The sequence below is a fragment of the Oryzihumus leptocrescens genome, assembly GCF_006716205.1.
In the GTDB taxonomy this organism is placed as follows: domain Bacteria; phylum Actinomycetota; class Actinomycetes; order Actinomycetales; family Dermatophilaceae; genus Oryzihumus; species Oryzihumus leptocrescens.
This window is the reverse complement of record NZ_VFOQ01000001.1, coordinates 518,504-537,891: the sequence shown is the minus strand read 5'-3', so window position 1 is coordinate 537,891 and position 19,388 is coordinate 518,504. Positions and strand designations below refer to the sequence as shown.

20 protein-coding genes are annotated in these 19,388 nt (G+C 73.3%); 7 read left to right on the top strand and 13 right to left on the bottom strand.

From position 1 onward, the window contains the following. Positions 1 to 7: 7 nt before the first annotated feature. Complete coding sequence (icmB, locus tag FB474_RS02640) at positions 8 to 409, bottom strand: coenzyme B12-dependent isobutyryl CoA mutase small subunit (protein ID WP_141787245.1); 402 nt, start codon at positions 407 to 409, stop codon at positions 8 to 10. 252 nt (positions 410 to 661) lie between these two features. Between icmB and FB474_RS02635 the strand changes: the two genes are divergently transcribed. Together FB474_RS02635 and FB474_RS02630 are read left to right on the top strand one after the other, a co-directional pair. Next, the gene (locus FB474_RS02635; RefSeq protein WP_141787244.1) at positions 662 to 1,714 is read left to right on the top strand and encodes an esterase/lipase family protein; all 1,053 of its coding nucleotides are present in this window, start codon (positions 662 to 664) and stop codon (positions 1,712 to 1,714) included. A gap of 114 nt (positions 1,715 to 1,828) precedes the next feature. Beyond that, positions 1,829 to 2,602, top strand: coding sequence for a M23 family metallopeptidase (locus FB474_RS02630; protein WP_141787243.1), 774 nt, complete (start codon positions 1,829 to 1,831; stop codon positions 2,600 to 2,602). Between the two features lie 123 nt (positions 2,603 to 2,725). Here the strand turns inward: FB474_RS02630 and pcrA are convergent, their stop codons facing one another. Both pcrA and FB474_RS02620 read right to left on the bottom strand, forming a co-directional pair. Further along, positions 2,726 to 5,104, bottom strand: coding sequence for a DNA helicase PcrA (gene pcrA, locus FB474_RS02625; protein WP_141787242.1), 2,379 nt, complete (start codon positions 5,102 to 5,104; stop codon positions 2,726 to 2,728). A gap of 82 nt (positions 5,105 to 5,186) precedes the next feature. Next, positions 5,187 to 5,768: a DUF1269 domain-containing protein gene (locus FB474_RS02620; protein ID WP_141787241.1), complete on the bottom strand. Its 582-nt coding sequence runs from the start codon at positions 5,766 to 5,768 to the stop codon at positions 5,187 to 5,189. Between the two features lie 128 nt (positions 5,769 to 5,896). Here FB474_RS02620 and FB474_RS02615 point away from each other — a divergent pair, with 128 nt between their 5' ends. From FB474_RS02615 to FB474_RS02605, 3 genes are read left to right on the top strand one after another with little or no spacing between them, the layout of a single operon-like run. Beyond that, positions 5,897 to 6,394, top strand: coding sequence for a GNAT family N-acetyltransferase (locus FB474_RS02615; RefSeq protein ID WP_141787240.1), 498 nt, complete (start codon positions 5,897 to 5,899; stop codon positions 6,392 to 6,394). 9 nt (positions 6,395 to 6,403) lie between these two features. Then, positions 6,404 to 7,150 (top strand): PIG-L deacetylase family protein, encoded by a 747-nt coding sequence (locus tag FB474_RS02610; protein WP_141787239.1) that lies wholly within the window; start codon positions 6,404 to 6,406, stop codon positions 7,148 to 7,150. Between the two features lie 43 nt (positions 7,151 to 7,193). Next, positions 7,194 to 8,174, top strand: a complete 981-nt coding sequence (locus FB474_RS02605) for a quinone oxidoreductase family protein (protein ID WP_141787238.1) — start codon at positions 7,194 to 7,196, stop codon at positions 8,172 to 8,174. Between the two features lie 94 nt (positions 8,175 to 8,268). Here FB474_RS02605 and FB474_RS02600 read toward each other — a convergent pair whose 3' ends face one another. The 6 genes from FB474_RS02600 to FB474_RS02575 form a co-directional block, all read right to left on the bottom strand. Further along, positions 8,269 to 8,625, bottom strand: a complete 357-nt coding sequence (locus FB474_RS02600; RefSeq protein WP_141787237.1) for a hypothetical protein — start codon at positions 8,623 to 8,625, stop codon at positions 8,269 to 8,271. Between the two features lie 23 nt (positions 8,626 to 8,648). Beyond that, the gene (locus FB474_RS02595; protein ID WP_141787236.1) at positions 8,649 to 9,038 is read right to left on the bottom strand and encodes a DUF779 domain-containing protein; all 390 of its coding nucleotides are present in this window, start codon (positions 9,036 to 9,038) and stop codon (positions 8,649 to 8,651) included. Between the two features lie 4 nt (positions 9,039 to 9,042). Continuing rightward, the gene (gene exaC / locus FB474_RS02590) at positions 9,043 to 10,566 is read right to left on the bottom strand and encodes an acetaldehyde dehydrogenase ExaC (protein ID WP_141787235.1); all 1,524 of its coding nucleotides are present in this window, start codon (positions 10,564 to 10,566) and stop codon (positions 9,043 to 9,045) included. 164 nt (positions 10,567 to 10,730) lie between these two features. After that, positions 10,731 to 11,936 carry a GAF domain-containing protein gene (locus FB474_RS02585; protein WP_141787234.1) on the bottom strand — a complete coding sequence of 402 codons (1,206 nt, stop codon included), beginning with the start codon at positions 11,934 to 11,936 and terminating at the stop codon, positions 10,731 to 10,733. 126 nt (positions 11,937 to 12,062) lie between these two features. Next, a complete protein-coding gene (locus tag FB474_RS02580) occupies positions 12,063 to 12,731 on the bottom strand; it encodes a LuxR C-terminal-related transcriptional regulator (RefSeq protein WP_141787233.1) in 669 nt (222 codons plus the stop codon). Next, a complete protein-coding gene (locus tag FB474_RS02575) occupies positions 12,728 to 14,080 on the bottom strand; it encodes an ATP-binding protein (protein WP_141787232.1) in 1,353 nt (450 codons plus the stop codon). The genes FB474_RS02580 and FB474_RS02575 overlap by 4 nt, the downstream gene beginning before the upstream one ends. A gap of 125 nt (positions 14,081 to 14,205) precedes the next feature. On the opposite strand from FB474_RS02575, the gene FB474_RS02570 reads away from it, so the two are divergent. Both FB474_RS02570 and FB474_RS02565 read left to right on the top strand, forming a co-directional pair. Further along, positions 14,206 to 15,534 carry a PspC domain-containing protein gene (locus tag FB474_RS02570; protein ID WP_185746009.1) on the top strand — a complete coding sequence of 443 codons (1,329 nt, stop codon included), beginning with the start codon at positions 14,206 to 14,208 and terminating at the stop codon, positions 15,532 to 15,534. Further along, positions 15,531 to 15,938, top strand: coding sequence for a hypothetical protein (locus FB474_RS02565; RefSeq protein WP_141787230.1), 408 nt, complete (start codon positions 15,531 to 15,533; stop codon positions 15,936 to 15,938). Before FB474_RS02570 ends, FB474_RS02565 begins: the two co-directional genes overlap by 4 nt. A 75-nt stretch (positions 15,939 to 16,013) precedes the next feature. On the opposite strand, the gene FB474_RS20920 is transcribed toward FB474_RS02565, so the two are convergent. From FB474_RS20920 to FB474_RS02550, 4 genes are all read right to left on the bottom strand, one after another. Continuing rightward, on the bottom strand, positions 16,014 to 16,325 hold the full coding sequence (locus FB474_RS20920; RefSeq protein WP_221632412.1) for a hypothetical protein: 312 nt from the start codon (positions 16,323 to 16,325) through the stop codon (positions 16,014 to 16,016). After that, complete coding sequence (locus FB474_RS20915) at positions 16,325 to 16,891, bottom strand: hypothetical protein (RefSeq protein ID WP_221632411.1); 567 nt, start codon at positions 16,889 to 16,891, stop codon at positions 16,325 to 16,327. The genes FB474_RS20920 and FB474_RS20915 overlap by 1 nt, the downstream gene beginning before the upstream one ends. Positions 16,892 to 16,987: 96 nt before the next feature. Further along, positions 16,988 to 17,665 carry a response regulator gene (locus tag FB474_RS02555; protein WP_141787229.1) on the bottom strand — a complete coding sequence of 226 codons (678 nt, stop codon included), beginning with the start codon at positions 17,663 to 17,665 and terminating at the stop codon, positions 16,988 to 16,990. Then, positions 17,662 to 19,293: a sensor histidine kinase gene (locus FB474_RS02550; RefSeq protein ID WP_185746008.1), complete on the bottom strand. Its 1,632-nt coding sequence runs from the start codon at positions 19,291 to 19,293 to the stop codon at positions 17,662 to 17,664. Before FB474_RS02550 ends, FB474_RS02555 begins: the two co-directional genes overlap by 4 nt. Between the last annotated feature and the right edge of the window lie 95 nt (positions 19,294 to 19,388).

Here is a 19,388-nt window from a genome sequence, read left to right as displayed (position 1 = left end):
CCGGTGGTCAGCTGGGCGTGACGTTGTCGCGGACCCAGGCGACGATCTCGGTCGTCGTGGCGCCTGGCGTGAACACCTTGGCCACCCCGAGCTTCTCGAGCTCGGGGATGTCGCCCTCAGGGATGATCCCCCCGCCGAACACGACGATGTCCTCGGCGTCACGCGCCTTGAGCAGCTCGGTCACCTTGGCGAACAGCGTCATGTGCGCGCCCGAGAGCACCGACAGGCCGACGGCGTCGGCGTCCTCCTGGATGGCCGCCTCGACGATCTGCTCCGGCGTCTGGTGCAGGCCGGTGTAGACGACCTCCATGCCGGCGTCACGCAGCGCACGCGCAACGACCTTCGCCCCACGGTCATGTCCGTCGAGGCCGGGCTTGGCCACGACAACGCGCAGCGGGCTCTGGGTCATGGGGCGCAGACTAGCCAAACTCCTCCCCCGTGGGCAGACCCGGGGCGGCCCGCGCGCGGGCGAGATCGGTCACAGCCGACCGGTATGCCGTCCGGTCGCGGCACCAGGGCGGCCGGACGGCATACGGCGCACGGGTTTTCGGCGTCGACACGGGCCGTTTGCCCTCGCGCCACGGCAACCTCGGCGTTACCGTCATGTCACCCCCGTCACACTGACGTGACAACCGCCCCTGGGCGTGAGGAGTCGATAGGCATGACCCTGACCGGCGTACCCAGCCACCCTGACCCGGGGCCGGCCCCGGGCCCGGACGGGGACCAGCCGGCCGGCCCACGGGCCGCCCTGCTGCGGGCAGCGGGGCGGGCGACCGGGGTTGCCGTGACGGCCACGGGGGTGGTCAGCGGCGCGGCGCGCGCCCTGTGCACCCCCACCGGGCTGATGGGCGCAGCCGTCGAGGCGACGTGGCTGGCCACGCACGTGGCGCTCTACCCCTGGGGGCTGGTGGCCGACCGCCGGCAGGGTGAGGCCCACGGCTACAGCGTCAGCGCGCTCCCGCCGGTCCAGCGCGGACTGGTCATCGGTGACGTCGAGGCGGCCGGCACGCCGATCCTGCTCGTGCACGGGATGGCCGACAACCGCTCGATCTTCTCGGTGCTGCGCCTCGGGCTGCGGCGCCGCGGCTTCGGCCGGGTGCTGTCGATGAACTACTCCCCGTTCACCACCGACGTGCGCGAGGCCGCGGCCCGGCTGGCCGAGGAGGTCGAGCTGCTCGTGGCCGAGACCGGCTACGAACGCATCCACGTCGTCGGGCACAGCCTGGGCGGCCTCATCGCCCGCTACTACGTCACCCGGCTCGGCGGCGACCAGCGCGTCCACACCCTCGTGACGCTGGGCACCCCGCACCAGGGCACCTACACGGCCTTCGCCTGGCCGTCGCGGCTCACCCGCCAGCTGCGCCCGGGCAGCACGCTCATGCGTGAGCTGGCCGAGCCGGTGTCGCACTGTCGCACCCGGTTCGTCGTCTACTGGTCGGACCTGGACCAGATGATCTTCCCGCAGCGGCACGCCAGCCTGCCCCACGAGGACCTGTCCGCCCGCAACGTGCGGCTGCACGGCGTCGGGCACATGAGCCTGCCGATCCTCGGCAGCGTCGTCCACGGCATCTCCACGGCGCTGGCGCACCTGGACCCCGACGGCTCGACCGTCACGGCCGGCGTGACGCCGCTGACCTCGTCGGGGCGGACCCCGGTCTCCGTGGGCGAGCCCCGCATCCCGGAGCACGCCCCCGCCGGTGGACGCCCCGGCTGACGCCGAGAGGGCAGGGGCCGAGGGTCCTGGTTTTCCACAGGCGCCCTTTGCCTGTCACGAAAAGATCACGCTAACCTCGCGTTTCCCGTGCCACCTGCCGTGAGGTTTTTGCCTGTGCCCGACCAGTACGCGGGGCGCCACCGCGCCCCCGGCCGTCACCGAGCGCCCAAGCAGCACACTCCCCGCCTGACCGCAGGCGTCGCCCTGCCGACGGCCGCCGCGGCCGCCCTGACCTTCACCGCCACCGGCGCAGCCGTGGCCACCAACGCCAAGCCGCAGGCGGTCAGCTTCAACCAGAACGCCGCCCTGCTGCAGCAGGCGCACGGCCAGGCCGAGGCGCAGTCGCAGTACCGGCAGGACGTCGTGGCGCGGCACCAGAAGGCGCTGGCGGACAGCGGCCCGGCGGCGGCCCGCCAGGAGGCCTCCGAGCGGGCGGCCCGCGCCCAGGCGCGCCAGGCCCTCGCCGAGAAGCGCGCCGCGGCCGAGCTGGCCAGGGCGCACCGCTGGGTCATGCCGATCAGCGGCGTCTCCATGTCCTCGAACTTCGGCTGGCGCTGGGGCCGCATGCACGAGGGCGACGACTTCGCCGCACCCGTCGGCACCGACCTGGTGGCCATGTCCACCGGCGAGGTCGTCTTCGCCGGCGCCGAGTCCGGCTTCGGCAACATCGTCAAGATCCGCTACTGGGACGGCACGGAGTCCTGGTTCGGCCACATGAGCGCGATCGGCGTCAGCGTCGGCGACCACGTCGCCCCCGGCGACGTCGTCGGCCAGTCCGGCAACACGGGCCACTCGACCGGCCCGCACCTGCACCTGGAGATCCACCCGGGCAGCGGCGACGCGGTCGACCCCCTGCCCTGGCTGAGGGCGCACGGCCTGCTCCCCTGAGCCCTCGGCCCGCCTGGGCGCTCGGCTTACCTCGACTGAACGCACCAGATCCGTCATTTCGGCCCGAACTCGGGCTCGAAACGACGGATCTGGTGCGTTCGGTGGGTCCTTTGGGGCCTCGCGTCAGAGCTTCTCGACTGGGGCGTAGCGCAGGAGCAGCCGCTTGACCCCGGCGTCCCCGCCGAAGTCGACGTGCGCCATCGCCTTGTCGCCCTCACCCTCGACCCGCACCACGGTGCCGAGGCCGAAGGAGTCGTGGGTGACCCGGTCGCCGTCCTTGAGCGAGATGACCGGCTTGTTGCCCGGGGAGCGCACGCCGGGGCGTCCGGCGAGCGTGGCCACCGCCGGGGTCGAGGAGGGGCGCATGCCGGTGGACTCGCTGCGCTGCCAGTCGATCAGCTCGGCCGGGATCTCGTCGAGGAAGCGCGAGGCCGGGTTGTACTGCGGCTGGCCCCAGGCGGAGCGGACCACCGCGCGGGACAGGTGCAGCCGCTCACGGGCCCGGGTGATGCCGACGTAGGCCAGCCGGCGCTCCTCCTCGAGCTCCTTGTTGTCGCCGAGCGCACGCATGTGCGGGAACGTGCCGTCCTCCATGCCGGTGAGGAACACGACGGGGAACTCCAGGCCCTTGGCGGTGTGCAGCGTCATCAGCGTCACCACGCCCTGGTCCTCGGCCTCCTCGGAGTCGGGGATCTCATCGGCGTCGGCCACCAGTGAGACCTGCTCGAGGAAGTCCTCCAACGAGCCCTGCGGGTTGGCCTCGTCGAACTCGCGGGCGACGGCGACGAGCTCGGCGAGGTTCTCCACGCGCGTCTCGTCCTGCGGGTCGTGGCTGGCGCGCAGCTCGGCGAGGTAGCCGGTCTGCTCCACCACGGCCTCGATCAGGGCGGCCACGCCGGCGCCGCCCTCGTGCACGGTCTGCAGCGCCTCGAGCAGCCCGGTGAAGGCCTTGATCGCGGTGACCGAGCGGGTGGCGATGCCGGGGGCGTCCTCGGGGCGGCCCAGGGCCGCGACGAAGGGGACCCGCTCGCGCTCGGCGAGCATCGCGATACAGGCTTCGGCCCGGTCGCCGATGCCCCGCTTGGGGACGTTGAGGATCCGGCGCAGGTTGACCGTGTCGGTGGGGTTGGAGATGACCCGCAGGTAGGCCAGCGCGTCCTTGACCTCGCGCCGCTCGTAGAAGCGGGTGCCGCCGACGACCTTGTAGGGCAGGCCGACCCGGACGAAGACCTCCTCCACGGCACGGGACTGGGCGTTGGTGCGGTAGAAGACCGCGACGTCCTTGGGCTTGACGCCGTGCTCGTCGGCCAGGGCGTCGATCTGGCGGGCCACGAACGCGGCCTCGTCGTGCTCGGAGTCGGCGACGTAGCCGACGATCGGCGTGCCGTCGCCGGAGTCGGTCCACAGGTTCTTGGGGCGCCGGTCGGGGTTCTTGGCGATGACGGCGTTGGCCGCCCGCAGGATGGTCTGCGTGGAGCGGTAGTTCTGCTCCAGCAGGATCGTGCGCGCGTCGGGGTAGTCCTGCTCGAACTCGACGATGTTGCGGATGGTCGCGCCGCGGAAGGCGTAGATCGACTGGTCGGCGTCACCCACGACGACAAGCTCGGCCGGCGGGACCTCCCCGCCCGGAGCACCGACGAGCTCCTTGACCAGCTGGTACTGGGCGTGGTTGGTGTCCTGGTACTCGTCGACCATGACGTGGCGGAACCGGCGGTGGTAGTACTCCGCGACGTCGGGGAACGCCTGGAGCATGTTCACCGTGGTCATGATCAGGTCGTCGAAGTCGAGGGCGTTGGCCTGGCGCAGCCGCCGCTGGTAGGCGGTGTAGGCCTCGGCCAGCATCCGCTCCTGGTGGTTGCCCTCCACCACCTGCGAGGCGAAGGTCTCCTCGTCGACCAGCTCGTTCTTGAGGTTGGACACCTGCGCGGAGAACGAGCGCGGCGGGTAGCGCTTGGGATCGAGGTCGAGGTCGCGCAGCACCATCGACATCAGCCGCTGGCTGTCGGCGGCGTCGTAGATGGAGAAGGTCGACTTCATGCCGATCTTGGTGGCCTCGCGGCGCAGGATCCGCACGCAGGCGCTGTGGAACGTCGAGACCCACATCGCCTGGGCGCGTCCGCCGACCAGGCCGGCGACCCGCTCGCGCATCTCCGCGGCGGCCTTGTTGGTGAAGGTGATCGCGAGGACCTCGCCGGGCTTGACGTTGCGCGCGGCCAGCAGGTGGGCGATGCGGTGGGTCAGCACCCGGGTCTTGCCCGAGCCGGCGCCGGCGACGATGAGCAGCGGGGAGCCCTCGTGCACGACCGCCTCGCGCTGCTGCGGGTTGAGCCCCTCGAGCAGCGCGGCCGGGTCACGGGTGACCCCGGTATGCCGCGGCGCACCTTCGCCGGGTGCCTCAGCGGCGGCTTCGGCCCACGTGGGCACGCCCCGGTGGTCCACCTCGCCAGAGGCTTGCTTCGGGCTGAGTCCGGGCAGGGGCAGGTCGTCGAAGAGGGTGCTCATCTCGGGGTCAAGCCTACGGGGTCCGGCCGACAGCCCCCGGCTCGCGGCGCGGCCCGGCGCAGCGCACCCGGACGCGTGAGGACTAGGACATCTCCGGCGGTGCGCTCGGCCGCGGCGGGAGGGGCAGCACCGGCTCCCGGTTCTCGCGCAGCTCCGTCGCGAGCCGGTCGGTGTCGACGTCGATCGGCGCCGTGACGACCCGGCCGGCTGCCGTGAGCGTGGCCTCCACCCGGTCGGTCAGGCGCCTCTCGCAGACCGCCAGCACCCCGGCCCGTCCCGCGTCGAGGGCCTCGCCGAGCCGGCTGAGCACCTCGCGGTCCAGCCCGCCCGCGGCGTGACCGGTGACCACGACCACCGCCGCACTGCCGACCTCCCCGGCGGCGCGCGCGGCGATGACGCCCACGGGTGGGAAGAGCAGCGCGGCCACGCCGGCGGCCAGGCCCCAGCCGAGGCCGACCGCCGCGCCGTGCCGGGTGGGCTGCTCGTGCTTGCGGACGATGCGGACCTGCCCGTACTCGTCCTGCGCCACCACCGCCGCGTCGAACCCGTGCGCCGACCCGGGCCGGCGGTAGAGCACCTTGAGCGCCTCGTAGTCCACGATCGCGGCGTCGACGCTGTCGTAGCTCGCGGCCACCACGGACAAGGGGTGTTCCTGCTCCGGCATGCCCGAGGGCCTCCTCCCCGGGACCGGCCGTGAGGGGCGCGTCCCCGTGCCGGCCATGCTCACGCCGTGGTGCGCCGGCCCGCCTCATCCGGGACGGGTGACGTGGCCGCACGGCATACCCTCGGCGGGTGACCACACGGCATACCGCGACGATCCGGCCGGCCACCCCCGACGACGTGCCCGCCATCCTGCGCCTGGTGCACGAGCTCGCGGTCTACGAGAAGGAGCCCGACGCGGTCGAGGCCACCCCGGAGGGCTTCCTCGCGTGCCTGTTCCCCGCCGACGGTGCGCCGACCGCCTGGGCCCACGTGGCCGAGGTCGACGGCGAGGTCGTGGGGATGGCGGTGTGGTACCTGACCTTCTCCACCTGGCTGGGCCGGCCCGGCATCTGGCTGGAGGACCTCTACGTCACCCCGGAGCAGCGCGGCTCCGGCCTGGGCAAGGAGCTGCTCGCCACCCTGGCGCGGATCTGCGTCGAGCGCGGCTACGGCCGGCTGGAGTGGTGGGTGCTGCGCTGGAACACGCCCTCGATCGGGTTCTACGAGGGGCTGGGCGCGCAGGCCCAGGACGAGTGGTCGGTCTACCGGCTGGACGGGGCCGCGCTCGAGGGCCTCGGCCGCGCATAAGGTGGCGCCATGAGCCAGGACGTGTTCACCGCACCGGGCCCGCGGGACGACTCCGAGATCGAGCGGGCCCTGGTCGTGGTCGCCCACCCCGACGACGCGGACTTCGGCTCCGCGGGCACCATCGCCGCCTGGACCGAGGCCGGCATCGCCGTGACGGTCCTGCTGTGCACCCGGGGCGAGCAGGGTGGCTTCGACGAGACCCCGCGCGAGCAGATGCCGGCGATCCGCGAGGCCGAGCAGCGTGCCGCCAGCGGGGCGCTCGGGGTCACCGACGTGCGTTTCCTCGACGGCTACCGCGACGGCTGGCTCGAGCCGAGCTGGGAGCTGCAGCGCGACATCGTCCGGGTCATCCGCGACGTGCGCCCGCAGCGGCTGCTGATCCAGTCCCCGGAGCGGTGGTACGACCGGATCCAGGCCTCCCACCCCGACCACATGGCGGCGGGCGAGGCCGCGATCCGCGCGGCCTACCCCGCGGCCGAGAACGCCTTTGCCTGGCCCGAGCTGGTGCAGGAGGGCCTGCCGCCGTGGCACATCGGCGAGATCTGGATCATGGCCCACCCGCGGATGACCCACGCCGTGGACATCACCGCCACCTACGACCGCAAGCTCAAGGCGCTGCAGGCCCACGCCTCGCAGACCTCGCACATGGACGAGCTCGACGCCATGCTGCGCACCTGGGGCGGCGCGGTGGCGAGCGGCTTCGGCCTGCCCGAGGGCCACCTCGCCGAGGCGTTCGCCGTGACCCGGCTCAACTGACGCACCAACGTCCTTGTCCCACAACCGGATCGGGGGATCCCCCATGACCACCACCACCGCCCTGGTCGTCACCCGCAACGGCGGACCCGAGGTGCTCGAGGTGCAGCAGCGCGAGGTGCCCGAGCCCGGGGCCGGCGAGGTCCGGGTCCGGGTCGGGGCCTGCGGCGTCAACTTCATCGACGTCTACCAGCGCGAGGGCGTCTACCCCATCCCCACCCCGTTCGTCGTCGGCAGCGAGGCCGCGGGCGTGGTGGAGTCCGTCGGCGAGGGCGTGACCGGTGTCGCCGTGGGCGACCGGGTCGCCTGGGCGATGCACCTCGGCAGCTTCGCCGGCCTGGCCGTGCTGCCCGCCGCCGCCCTGGTGCCGGTGCCCGACGCCGTGGACACCGAGACGGCGGCCGCGGCCATGCTGCAGGGGATGACCGCGCACTACCTGGTCACCAGCACGTATGCCGTGCAGCCCGGCGACAGGGTCCTCGTGCACGCCGCGGCGGGCGGGGTCGGCCAGCTCCTCGTGCAGATGGCGAAGGAGCGTGGGGCCACGGTCATCGGCACCGCCGGGACCGACGCGAAGGCGGACAAGGCCCGCGCGCTCGGCGCCGACCACGTCATCAACTACCGCCAGGTCACCGACGTGGCCGCCGCGGTCCGCGAGCTCACCGTCGGCGTCGGCGTCGACGTGGTCTACGACGGCGTCGGCAAGGACACCTTCGAGGGGTCCCTGGCCTCGCTGCGCCCCCGCGGGATGCTCGCCCTCTTCGGCGCGGCCAGCGGGCAGGTCCCCCCGTTCGACCTGCAGCGGCTCAACCCCGCCGGGTCGCTGTTCGTCACCCGGCCCACGCTCGGGCACTACGTTTCCGACCGCGAGGAGCTGCTGTGGCGGGGCGGTGAGGTCCTCGACGCGATCGCGCAGGGGCGCCTGCACGTCGAGGTGAGTGGGCGCTACCCGCTGGCTGACGCCGGCATGGCATACCGCGACCTCGAGGGCCGGCGCACCACCGGCAAGCTGCTGCTCATCCCCTGACCGCACGAGCCCTCAAGAGAACACCGCTTGGCCCGCGTTTCGGGGCGTTCGCGGCCGCGGAACGCGGGCCAGGCGGTGTCCGGTCGAGACTGGCTCAGGTCCAGAGCGCGGCAACGAGCACGTTGACGACCGCCAGCCCGCCGACCGCGTGGACCAGGTTGGGGTTGAAGGACTCCCCGCGCTTGTTCTTCGCCCGGGTGATCTCGGACAGCGCCACGACGGCCAGCGCCACGACCAGCTTCACCGCGACCCAGGCGTTGTCCGGCTTGTGGTCGGACCAGCCTGCCTGCGCCAGGCCGACCAGGATGAGCCCGGTGAGGATCTGGGCGCGGGCGCCCCACACGATCGGCTCGGCGATGCGCGGCGACCTGGCCACGACGAACCACCCGCCGACGATGGCGGCCATGCCGAGCAGGTGCAGGACGAGGACCAGGTTGAAGACGAAGGACATGGCCACACCTTAGGGCCGCCGACTCAGAGCAGGGAGAACGCGCGCAGCTCGTCCTGGGTCATCAGCCGGGACCGGATGAGGAAGCGCACGCCCTCCGGCGCCTCCAGGGAGAAGCCGCTCCCCCGCCCCTTCACCACGTCGATGGTCAGGTGCGTGTGCTTCCAGTACTCGTACTGCGCCTTCGACATCCACACCGGCACCGGTTCGGCCACGCCCGGCACATCGAGGTCGCCCAGGTGCACGTCCGCGTCGCCGGTCATGAACTCCCCTGTGGGGTAGCACATCGGGGAGCTGCCGTCGCAGCAGCCGCCGGACTGGTGGAACATGACCGGCCCGTGCCCCTCGGTGAGGCGGCGGAGCAGGTCCGCCGCCTCACCGGTGACCTCGACCCGACTCTGCTGGGTCTCCGCCATCGGCCTAGAAGAAGCCGAGGGCGTCGGGCGAGTAGGACACCTGCAGGTTCTTGGCCTGCTGGTAGTGATCCAGCATCATCTTGTGGTTCTCGCGCCCGATGCCGGACTGCTTGTAGCCACCGAACGCGGCGTGCGCGGGGTACTGGTGGTAGCAGTTGGTCCAGACGCGACCGGCCTTGATGCTACGGCCGACCCGGTAGGCGCGCGACCCGTCGCGCGTCCAGAGGCCGGCGCCGAGGCCGTAGAGGGTGTCGTTGGCCGTCTTGAGCGCGTCCGCCTCGTCGTCGAAGCTGGTCAGGGACAGCACCGGGCCGAAGATCTCCTCCTGGAAGATCCGCATCGCGTTGTTGCCCTCGAAGATCGTCGGCGCGACGTAGTAGCCCTCGGCCAGGTCGCCCTCGAGCACGTTGCGCTCACCGCCGGTGAGCACCTTGGCGCCCTCCTGCCGGCCGATGTCGAGGTAGGACAGGATCTTCTCCAGCTGGTCGTTGGAGGCCTGGGCGCCCATTGTGGTCGCGGTGTCGAGCGGGTTGCCCTGGACGATCTTGTCCACCCGGGCGACCGCGTCGGGCACGAAGTCGCTGTAGATCGAGCGCTGCACGAGGGCGCGGGACGGGCAGGTGCAGACCTCGCCCTGGTTCAGCGCGAACATCGTGAAGCCCTCGAGCGCCTTGTCGTAGAAGGCGTCCCGCTCGGCGAGGACATCCTCGAAGAAGAGGTTGGGGCTCTTGCCGCCGAGCTCCAGCGTCACCGGGATGATGTTCTGGCTGGCGTACTGCATGATCAGCCGGCCGGTCGTGGTCTCGCCGGTGAAGGCGATCTTGGCGATCCGCGACGAGGACGCCAGCGGCTTGCCCGCCTCCACGCCGAACCCGTTGACGACGTTGACGACGCCGGCGGGGAGCAGGTCGGCGATGAGCTCGATGACCTTGAGGATCGACCACGGCGTCTGCTCGGCGGGCTTGAGCACCACGGCGTTGCCGGCGGCCAGGGCCGGCGCGAGCTTCCACGTGGCCATGAGGATCGGGAAGTTCCACGGGATGATCTGCCCGACCACGCCGAGCGGCTCGTGGAAGTGGTACGCGACGGTGTTCTCGTCGATCTCGCTGCTGCTGCCCTCCTGGCCACGCAGCACGCCGGCGAAGTAGCGGAAGTGGTCGACCGCCAGCGGCAGGTCCGCCGCCAGCGTCTCGCGCACCGCCTTGCCGTTCTCCCAGGACTCGGCCACGGCGAGCATCTCGAGGTTGTCCTCGAGCCGGTCGGCGATCTTGTTGAGGACCAGCGAACGCTCGGCCAGCGACGTGCGGCCCCAGGCCGGCGCCGCGGCGTGGGCGGCGTCCAGGGCCGCCTCGATGTCCTCGGCCGTGCCGCGACCGACCTCGCAGAACGGCTTGCCGTTGACCGGCGAGATGTTCTCGAAGTACTGGCCCTTCTTCGGCTCGACCCAGTTGCCGCCGATGAAGTGGCCGTACCTGCTCTGGACCGAGACCAGCGAGTCCGCGGTGCCCGGGGGTGCGTAAACCGTCATGGCGCTCTCCCAACGTCAGTGGTGGGCCCCCGCACCCGGGAAGTGTGTCTGCGACCCGGGTGCAGGGGGTGTCACCGACGCTAGGAACGGGCAGGTTGCATCCACGTTGCACGGTCCTCAGGCGCGTGGCGTCCGGCCCTGACCCGGGTCGGACGGCTCGCGGGTCACGACAGCTCGCGGTCGAGGCGGGCGAGCTGCCCCAGCACCAACGGCCGCAGCGGGCTGCCCTTCGGCAGCACGGCCCGCTGGGCGAGCCACATGGCGTAGTCGTCGCTGCCCCACGAGGCGCGCGTCCACGTCGACATCAGGTCCGCCTCCCGGCTCTGCATCACCGCGCGGCGCAGCGACTCGTGGACCTCCTCGCGCAGCCGCACCACGCCCGGGGCGGCCGAGTGCGGCAGCAGCGGGCCGCGATACAGGCGCAGCGCGGAGCGCACGTCGCCGGAGGCGAGGTGCGCCTCGACGGCGAGCCAGTCCCCGGCGATCTCGGCGGCGAGGCGGTAGGGCCGCGACGCCAGCACGTCCTCGCCGAGCAGGTGCCGCAGCCGGTTGAGCTCGACCCGCAGCGTCGAGGCGCTGACGTCCTCCTCGTAGAGCAGCACCGCGAGCTCGTCCCCGGAGAGCCCACGCGGCGCGGAGGCGAGCAGCAGCAGGATCTCGCTGTGCCGCGGGCTCAGCCGCAGCGTGCCCTGGTGCCCGCGGCCGGCGTCGAGGGAGAGCAGCGTCTCGGAGCGCCCGAGCGACTCCATGACGACCGACAGGCCGCGCGAGGTATGCCGTGGCTCGCCGCTGCGACGCGAGAGCACCTCGCGCGCCAGCTCGGCCTCTGCCATGCGGGCCGCGGCCCGCACCATCGCCATGGTCTGCGGCACGACGATCTGGTCACCGCCGGTGATGTCGAGGACGCCGAGCAGGCCATGGGTCTGCGGGTCGTGGATCGGGGTGGCGGCACAGCTCCAGCGCTGCACCGACCGGCGGAAGTGCTCGGCGCCGATGATGTTGACCGACTCGTCCAGCCGCAGGGCCATGCCTGGGGCGTTGGTGCCGGCCACGCGCTCGTCCCAGTTGGCGCCCTCGACGAAGCCGATGGCCTCGGCCTGGCGCAGGACCTGGGGGTGGCCGCACACCCAGAGCAGCTGCCCGGCGGAGTCGCTGACCGCCAAGATCGCGTCGCAGTCACGGGCGGCCTGGCCGAGCACGTCGTCGAGCAGCGGGAAGACGCGGGAGAGCGGGTGCGCCTCGCGGTGGTCGCGCAGCACGTCCGTGGGCAGCGTGATCGGGGCGTCGACGAGGTCGGCCTGGACCCCCGCCGCCGCCGAGCGGAACCAGGAGTCCGCGACCTGGGCCCGCACCCCGCGCTGGGACGACACGTAGCCAGTAGAACCCGGCGACGCCGATCGCGCCAGACCTCGGTGCCCCACTCCCTACCTCGCCGAGCTGGACGTTGGTGCCCCTTCGCGAGCGCTGAAGGGGCACCAACGTCCAGCTCGAGGGGGTCAGAGCAGGCGGCGGCCCACGGCCCAGGCGGTCAGCTCGTGCCGGGAGGACAGCTGCAGCTTGCGCAGCACCGACGAGACGTGGGTCTCGACCGTCTTGACCGAGATGAACAGCTCCTTGGCGACCTCCTTGTACTGGTAGCCGCGGGCGATCAGCCGCATCACCTCCCGCTCGCGGGCGCTGAGCCGGTCCAGCTCCTCGTCGACCTCGGCGATCTCGCCGGCGGCGGCGCCGAACGCGTCGAGGACGAAGCCGGCCAGTCGTGGGCTGAACACCGCATCACCGTCGGCGACGCGGCGGATCGCCGTGGTCAGGTCGTTCCCGCTGATCGTCTTGGTCACGTAGCCCCGGGCCCCGGCGCGGATGACCGCGATGACGTCCTCGGCGGCGTCGGACACCGACAGCGCCAGGAACCGCACCGGTGCCCCCGACCCGGTGGTCGCGCCGCGCGACCCGCTGATGACGTCGCTGCCGCCGTTGCCGTTGCCGCCGGGCAGGTGCACGTCGAGCAGCACCACGTCGGGGCGCGTGGCGGCGACCACGCGCACCGCCTCGTCGACGTCGGCGGCCTCCCCCACGACCTCCAGCGAGGGGTCGAGCTCGGCCTTGACCCCGGAGCGGAACATGCGGTGGTCGTCGACGAGGACGAGCCGGATCGGGTCGGTCATGAGCGGGCTCCCGGAGGTTCGGACGGGGTCGCGGCGCGCTGCCCCGGCTCGGTGGCGGTGGTCGGGTTGGTCTGTGGTGCAACGGTTTCAGGGGATCGTTCGGTCTCGTCGCCGGGCGGGGCCACGGGCAGGGACAGGGCGACCTCGGTGCCGTCCTCGAGGCGCCGCACCCGGGCCGACCCGCCGTGCCGGTCCATCCGGCCGACGATCGACTCGCGCACGCCGAGGCGGTCGGCCGGGACGGCGTCGGCCTCGAACCCGTCGCCGTGGTCGCGGACGAACGCCTCGACCAGGGTGGGCCCGACCTCGACGTAGGCCGAGACGGGCGGCCGGCCGTGGCGCACCGCGTTGAGCAGCGCCTCGCGCAGGGCCCGCACGAGCGCCTGGCCGGGCTCCTCCAGCGGCCGGTCGCCGGTCACGACGAGCTCGACGGGCACCCCGTGCAGGTCCTCCACCTCGTGGGCGACCTCGGTGACCGCGGTGGCGAGGCTGGCCCCGGACCCGCGGGGACCGGCATACAGCCAGCCGCGCAGCTCGCGCTCCTGGGCGCGGGCGAGGCGCGCCACCTCGGCCGGGTCGTCGGCCTTGCGCTGGATGAGGGCCAGGGTCTGCAGCACCGAGTCGTGCAGGTGCGCCGCGATGTCGGCGCGCTCGGTGGCCCGCACCAGCCGGGCCTGCTCCTCGCGCAGGTCGTTCCACAGCCGGACCGCCCACGGGGTGGCGATGAGCGCGACCCCGGCCAGGACCGCCGCGGCGGCGACCGCGACGTTCCACAGCCCGCCCAGCCCCCGGCCCAGCGCGGCCAGGCCGATGATCCCGGCGATGGCGAGGACCACGCCCGCCCCGAGCCGCAGCATCCCCGGCGGCCGGTCGGCACCCCCGCGCGCCAGCCAGCGGTCGCGCTCGGTGTCGTCGAGCTGGGTCCAGGCGAGCACGGCGCCCAGCGCCACGACGAGGACCGGGATGACGATGTCCAGGCGCAGGTTCACCCCGCGCTGCTGGAGCACCAGGGCCGTGCCGAGGACCACCAGGGCGGCGCCGAGCAGCAGGTTGCGGGCAGCCTCCGAACGCATCGGCCGGCTCCGACGGGTCGGATCACCTTGTCCCACAACAGGATCGGTGGCGGGCCGCTCCTGCGGGGTGAGGGCCCAGAGGAAGAGGTACACGCCGATGCCCGCGCCACCGAGGAAGCTGGCCAGGACGAAGCAGATCCGGACCACGTTGACGTCGAGGTCCAGGTGCTCGGCCAGCCCTGCGCACACGCCGCCGATCCAGCGGCCCTCGACCGGGCGGGTCAGCCGGTGCGGCGACGGCTCGGGCGGCCGGGTGGGCTCGTAGGGCGTGGGCACGTGCCCATCCTGTCCCACCCCGAGGCCCCGGGTCAGGTGCCGCGGGTAGTTCTCAGGGGCGGGTCAGGGTCGGCTCAGGGACGTTCCTCATGGCCGCGCCCCCTGGCGCGCAGCAGGATCGAGCCATGAACGAATCGACGGGGAGCGCACCGGTGAACGCGCTCGACAAGTTCTTCGACGGCCTGCGCGGCCTGGGGGTCCGGCGACGCGCCCACGACAGGTGGATCGGCGGCGTCTGCTCCGGCATCGCCGACCGCCTCGGCGTCGACCCGGTGATCGTGCGCGCCGCGACGGTGCTGCTGGTGCTGCTCGGTGGCGTGGGCGTCTCGGCCTACCTGGTCGCGTGGCTGCTGCTGCCGGACACGAACGGCTCGATCATGGCCGAGCGCGCCCTCCGGCACGGCGAGGGCAGCGCGGTGGTGCTGCTGGTCATCACCGGCTTCGCCGTGTTCAGCGGCTTCCCGTGGTGGTTCGGCCACAACGGCTTCTGGAGCTTCCCGTGGGGGCTGCTCGTCCTGGGCGGCCTGCTGTGGTGGGCGTTGAGCAACCGCGAGGGCCGCACGCCCCCGGCCCCTCCCGGCCAGCCCGCGCAGCCGGCGGCGCCGGGTGAGCAGGGCACGCCGCCCACCGGCCCCACCACGACGACCTCGGCCATGGGCGCGGCACCGTCGGCGCCCGCGGGGGCTGCGTGGTCAACGCAGGTGGCCGAGCGCACCGCGGCCTGGGGTCAGGACGCCGGCGAGCGCGCCGCCGCCTGGGGCCAGGGTGTCGGCGAGCGTGCCAGTGCCTGGGGCCAGCAGGTCGGGAGCAGCTTCACCCCGCCCGCGCGGCGCCGTTCGGGTGGAGCGCTGATGACCCTGGTCGGCATCGGCCTCGCCCTGGTGACCTACGGCCTGATGACCTGGCTGGGCGACGTGTTCAACCTGCCCGGCAACCACACCGTCATCGCCCTCGCCAGCGCGCTCGGCGCCCTGGGCGTGCTCGTCCTCGGCATCGGGATCGCCGGGTGGCGCGCGGGCTTCCTCGGCTTCCTCACCGTCTGCCTCGCCGTCGCCGTGTGGGCCGTGGCGATCTTCCCCAGCAACCTCAACGTCAGCGCCCGCATCGGCGACCAGACCTGGCGGCCGCAGACGATCTCGGCGGACTCAACCTTCGGCATCGCCGTCGGCGACGCGGTCCTCGACCTCACCCGGCTGCCGGCGAACGGCCTGACCGCGGTCACCGTGCCGGCATCCGTCGGCGTCGGCCAGCTGACCGTCATCGTGCCCAACGACGTCACGGTCGCCGTCGACAGCCATGTGGGCGTCGGCGAGATCACCTACCCCCAGGACGGCGGCGTGAGCAACAGCTCGGGCAGCGACGTCAGCAAGCACGCCGTCATCGGCACCGGCCCCACCGAGCTGACCATCAAGGCCGGCGTCGGTTTCGGAGAGATCAAGGTGGTCAAGGAATGAGCATGGACCAGTCCCACGACGGCACCGAGCCGGTCGAGGCCGGCGACCCGACCCAGGCCCTGCCCTCCACCGGCGAGCCCCAGGACGCGCCGAGCGCGCCGGTCGGCGAAGACACCCAGCGGTATGCCGAGTCGGTCACCCCGGCGGCTGCGGCCACGCCGGCCGTGGCTCCGGCGGCCCCGGCGGTCACCTCTCCGGAGCGCCCGCGCGGGCCGCACGCCGCGGCGATCCTGCTCGGCGTGTTCGCGATCGCGGTCGCCGCGCTGGCGATCCTGCGCGAGACGACGGACCTGACGGTCAGCTGGTCGCAGCTCGGTCCCGGCTCGGTGATCGTGGCCGGCCTGCTGCTGCTGCTCATCGGCGTGGTGGGCCTGACCCGCCGCGAGCGCGGCCGCGAGCACTGACCCTCATCCCGCCGAGAGGGACGTACCTCCGGGTTTCGCAGTACGCGAACCCCGAGGAACGTCCCTCTCGGCATGTCAGGTCGGGGGCGGCTGGGCCAGGATGCGTCGCGTGAGCCGCCGGCCCGGACACCGTGCGCTGAGCAGCACCTCGGCCACGGTGAGGACCTTCACCGGGCTCATCCACCCCTGCGAGGGCTTGTGCAACGCCCAGCCGTCGCCGAGGGTGACGGCAGCGTGCTGGACGAGCCCCTCCGCCGAACGCCACACCAGGACCGTGCCCGGACGGTCGTCCCGGCCGCCGGGACGCGTGCGGGCGGCGAGCCACTCCTCGAACGGCTCCCGCTGCATCCACTGCGTCGCCGCGTCGCTGACCCCCGAGGCAGCCATCACCGTCGCCAGGCAGTTGGGTCCGCTGCCGTCCGGGAACGTCCCGGCCAGCACACGGGCCCCGGGAGAACGCGACCGGCCTCGCGCCAGGTGGCAGCCGGGACCTCGGCGTGACGGCTGCGCCGCATCCCCTCCTCCACGAACGGCACGAGCGCCTCGTCCTCGCGGCCCTCCAGCAGGTCCGGCCACCAGACGAACCGGTGCCCGTCGGCCTGCTCACGGCTGCCATGGGCACGCAGCGCCGGCCAGGCCCGCACGCTCGGCACGAGTCGTCGTCCAACGGCCCGTTGGGTGCGCACCAGCGCAGCGCGCCCCTCCCGCGGCAGCGCCATGAACTCGGCGGCCGTCACGCCGCGACACGACATCCCGGAGGGCGGGGTGTAGATCTCGAACGTGTCGCGCCACTCCACGGCGGCGGGTCCGGTGGCCACCGGACGTCCCAGCTCAGCGAGGGCGCTCCCCACCGGCACGAGGAAGGGCTGCACCTGCGGGGCGAACCAGCCTGCCCACCGGGCCATCAGCGCGTCATTGACCTCGATGCCCAGGACCTCGCGCGCGCTCCCCACGGGCGTCATCGTGCCACCCACCGAACGCACCAGTTCCGTCGTTTCCGGCCAGTCAGGGCCACGAAACGACGGAACTGGTGCGTTCGGACGTGCTCGTCAGGCGTGGTCGGTGCCGCCGAGCCACTCGTAGCGGTGCTCGGGCCGCCCGGTCGCGCCGTAGCGCAGGCCCAGCTGGACGCGGCCGGCCCGGGCCAGGTCGGCCAGGTAGCGCTGGGCGGTCGCCCGGGACACCCCGACCGCGTCGGCGATCGCCTGCGCGGTCATCGGCTCCCCGGAGGAGCGCAGCGCCTCGCGGACCGCCTCGGCTGTCACCGCTGACCGCCCCTTGGGCAGCGCCGAGCCGGTGAGGTCGCCCTCGTGCAGCATCCGCATCGCCCGGTCGACCGCCTGCTGGTCGAGCTGCCGGTCGCCGTGCAGGGAGCGGTGGAACCGCTCGAACGCCACCAGCCGGTCGGCCAGGACCGAGGGGGCGAACGGCTTGACGAGGTAGTTGACCGCGCCGCGCGCGATCGCCTGGCGCACCGTGGCCGCGTCGTCGGCCGCGCTGATGACGATGACGGCCGCCCCGATCTCGCCGATCACCGAGGAGCCCGGCCGGTCCGGGAGGTACTCGTCGAGCAACACCAGGTCCGGTGCGGTCTCGGCGGCCAGGCGCAGCGCGTCGGCCGCGGTGTGCGTGGTGCCGACGACCTCGAACCCCGGCACCCGCTCGCAGTACGACGCGTGCACGCGGGCGACCCGGAAGTCGTCGTCGACGACCAGCACCCGGATCACGTCAGCTCCTCGTGGCCGGGGGTGGCGGCCTGCCCCTCGCGCAGCAGCACGCCGCCCATCCTCGCGCGGAAGACGGCGCCGTGCCCGCCGCCCCCGGCGTCGACCAGCTCCACGTCCCCGGCGTGCCGGCGGGCGGTCTGCCGGGCCAGCACCAGCCCGATGCCGTGCCGCTCGGCCCCGTCCGCACGGGTGGTGAACCCGCTGGCGAACACCCGACCCACCTCGGTCGGCGGCACCCCGGCGCCGGAGTCGACGACGTGCACGAGCAGGTCGGCGCCGTCGGCGACCAGCGTGACCTCCACGGTGGCCGGACGGGCCGGACCGTCCGCGGCCGCACGGACGGCGTTGTCGACGAGGTTGGCCACGACCGTGACCGCGTCCAGCGGGGCCCGCAGCCGGGCCGGCACCCAGGTCGCGTCGGTCACCGTCAGGGTCACCCCCGACTCCGACGCCGCCGCAGCCTTGGCCGCGAGCAGCCCTGCGAGGTAAGGGTCCTCGACCCCGGCCCCGAGGGCGGCACCATCCTGCAGGTCGTCGAGGTAGCCCTGTGCCTCCTCGACGTGGCCCAGGTGCAGCAGCCCGCTGAGGGCGTGCAGCCGGTTGGTGTACTCGTGCGCCTGGGCGCGCAGGGCGTCGGTCAGCGCCCGGGTGGCCTCGAGCTCGCGGCCCAGCTCGTCGAGGTCCGAGCGGTCCCGCAGGATCAGCACCTGGCCCAGGTCGCGTCCCTCGCGGCGCACCGGCAGCCGGGTGGCCAGGACAACCCGCTCCCCCACCACCCGCATCGCCCCGGTCGGCGCCTCCGGGGTCGTCAGCAGCGCCTGGACCTCCTCCGGCACCCCGGAGCCGGCCAGCGGCACGCCGAGGCCGACCGAGGCGCCGAGCAGCCGGCTCGCCTCGGCGTTGCAGACACTCACCCGCTCGCGGTCGTCCACGGCCAGCACGCCGTCGCGCACCCCGCCGAGCACCGCCTCGTGCTCGCGCAGCAGGTCGGCCATGTCCTCCGGCTCCAGCCCGAGCGTGGCCTGCCGCAGCCGCCGGGCCAGGGCCACCGCCCCCAGCGAGCCCAGGGCCAGCGCTGCGGCGGCGACCAGGGCCAGCAGGCCGGCCAGCTGCCACATCCGGTGGTTGAGGTCGGCGATGTCGATGCCGACGCTGACCTCGCCGACCACCCGTCCGTCGGCGGCACGCAGCGGCACCTTGCCGCGGGCCGAGTCGCCCAGCGTGCCGCGCTGGATCGCCACCACCTCACGGCCGGCGAGCGCGTCGGAGGGGTCGGTGCTCACCCGCTGGCCGATCAGCGAGGTCGTCGGGTGGCTGAACCGGATCCCCGCGTCGTCGGTGACCACGACGTAGAGCGCACCGGTCGCGCGGCGCACCTGCGCGGCATACCGCTGGACCGGGCCGTCCACCGAAGGCTCGGTGCTGCTGACCTCGGTGGCCAGCTGCTCCCGCTGCGCCACGGTCCGGGCGATGCCCAGCGCGCGCTGCTCGAACTGCTGCTCGAGGTCGCGGCGGAGCACCATGGTGGAGACGAGTGTGGCGAGCACGAGGACCAGCGCGAGCACCGCGACCTGGAACAGGATCGCCTGGGCCCGCAGCGGCAGCCGCCGGGAGGAGCGTGTGAGCACCCGGACACGGTATGGCGACGGGTCGCCTGCGGGGGTCATGAGCAGAACGCGCAGAACGCCACTTGTGTGAAATGAGGCCGTAACGCACGCAAGGG

Bases quoted from the DNA above. Each gene is read 5' to 3' on its own strand.
- FB474_RS02565 (WP_141787230.1), top strand. From the start codon at position 15,531: ATGAGCATGGACCAGTCCCACGACGGCACCGAGCCGGTCGAGGCCGGC.
- FB474_RS02635 (WP_141787244.1), top strand. From the start codon at position 662: ATGACCCTGACCGGCGTACCCAGCCACCCTGACCCGGGGCCGGCCCCG.
- FB474_RS02620 (WP_141787241.1), bottom strand. From the start codon at position 5,768: ATGCCGGAGCAGGAACACCCCTTGTCCGTGGTGGCCGCGAGCTACGAC.
- FB474_RS02570 (WP_185746009.1), top strand. From the start codon at position 14,206: ATGAACGAATCGACGGGGAGCGCACCGGTGAACGCGCTCGACAAGTTC.
- FB474_RS02580 (WP_141787233.1), bottom strand. From the start codon at position 12,731: ATGACCGACCCGATCCGGCTCGTCCTCGTCGACGACCACCGCATGTTC.
- exaC (WP_141787235.1), bottom strand. From the start codon at position 10,566: ATGACGGTTTACGCACCCCCGGGCACCGCGGACTCGCTGGTCTCGGTC.
- FB474_RS20920 (WP_221632412.1), bottom strand. From the start codon at position 16,325: ATGGCTGCCTCGGGGGTCAGCGACGCGGCGACGCAGTGGATGCAGCGG.
- FB474_RS02595 (WP_141787236.1), bottom strand. From the start codon at position 9,038: ATGGCGGAGACCCAGCAGAGTCGGGTCGAGGTCACCGGTGAGGCGGCG.
- FB474_RS02610 (WP_141787239.1), top strand. From the start codon at position 6,404: ATGAGCCAGGACGTGTTCACCGCACCGGGCCCGCGGGACGACTCCGAG.
- FB474_RS02605 (WP_141787238.1), top strand. From the start codon at position 7,194: ATGACCACCACCACCGCCCTGGTCGTCACCCGCAACGGCGGACCCGAG.
- FB474_RS02600 (WP_141787237.1), bottom strand. From the start codon at position 8,625: ATGTCCTTCGTCTTCAACCTGGTCCTCGTCCTGCACCTGCTCGGCATG.
- icmB (WP_141787245.1), bottom strand. From the start codon at position 409: ATGACCCAGAGCCCGCTGCGCGTTGTCGTGGCCAAGCCCGGCCTCGAC.
- pcrA (WP_141787242.1), bottom strand. From the start codon at position 5,104: ATGAGCACCCTCTTCGACGACCTGCCCCTGCCCGGACTCAGCCCGAAG.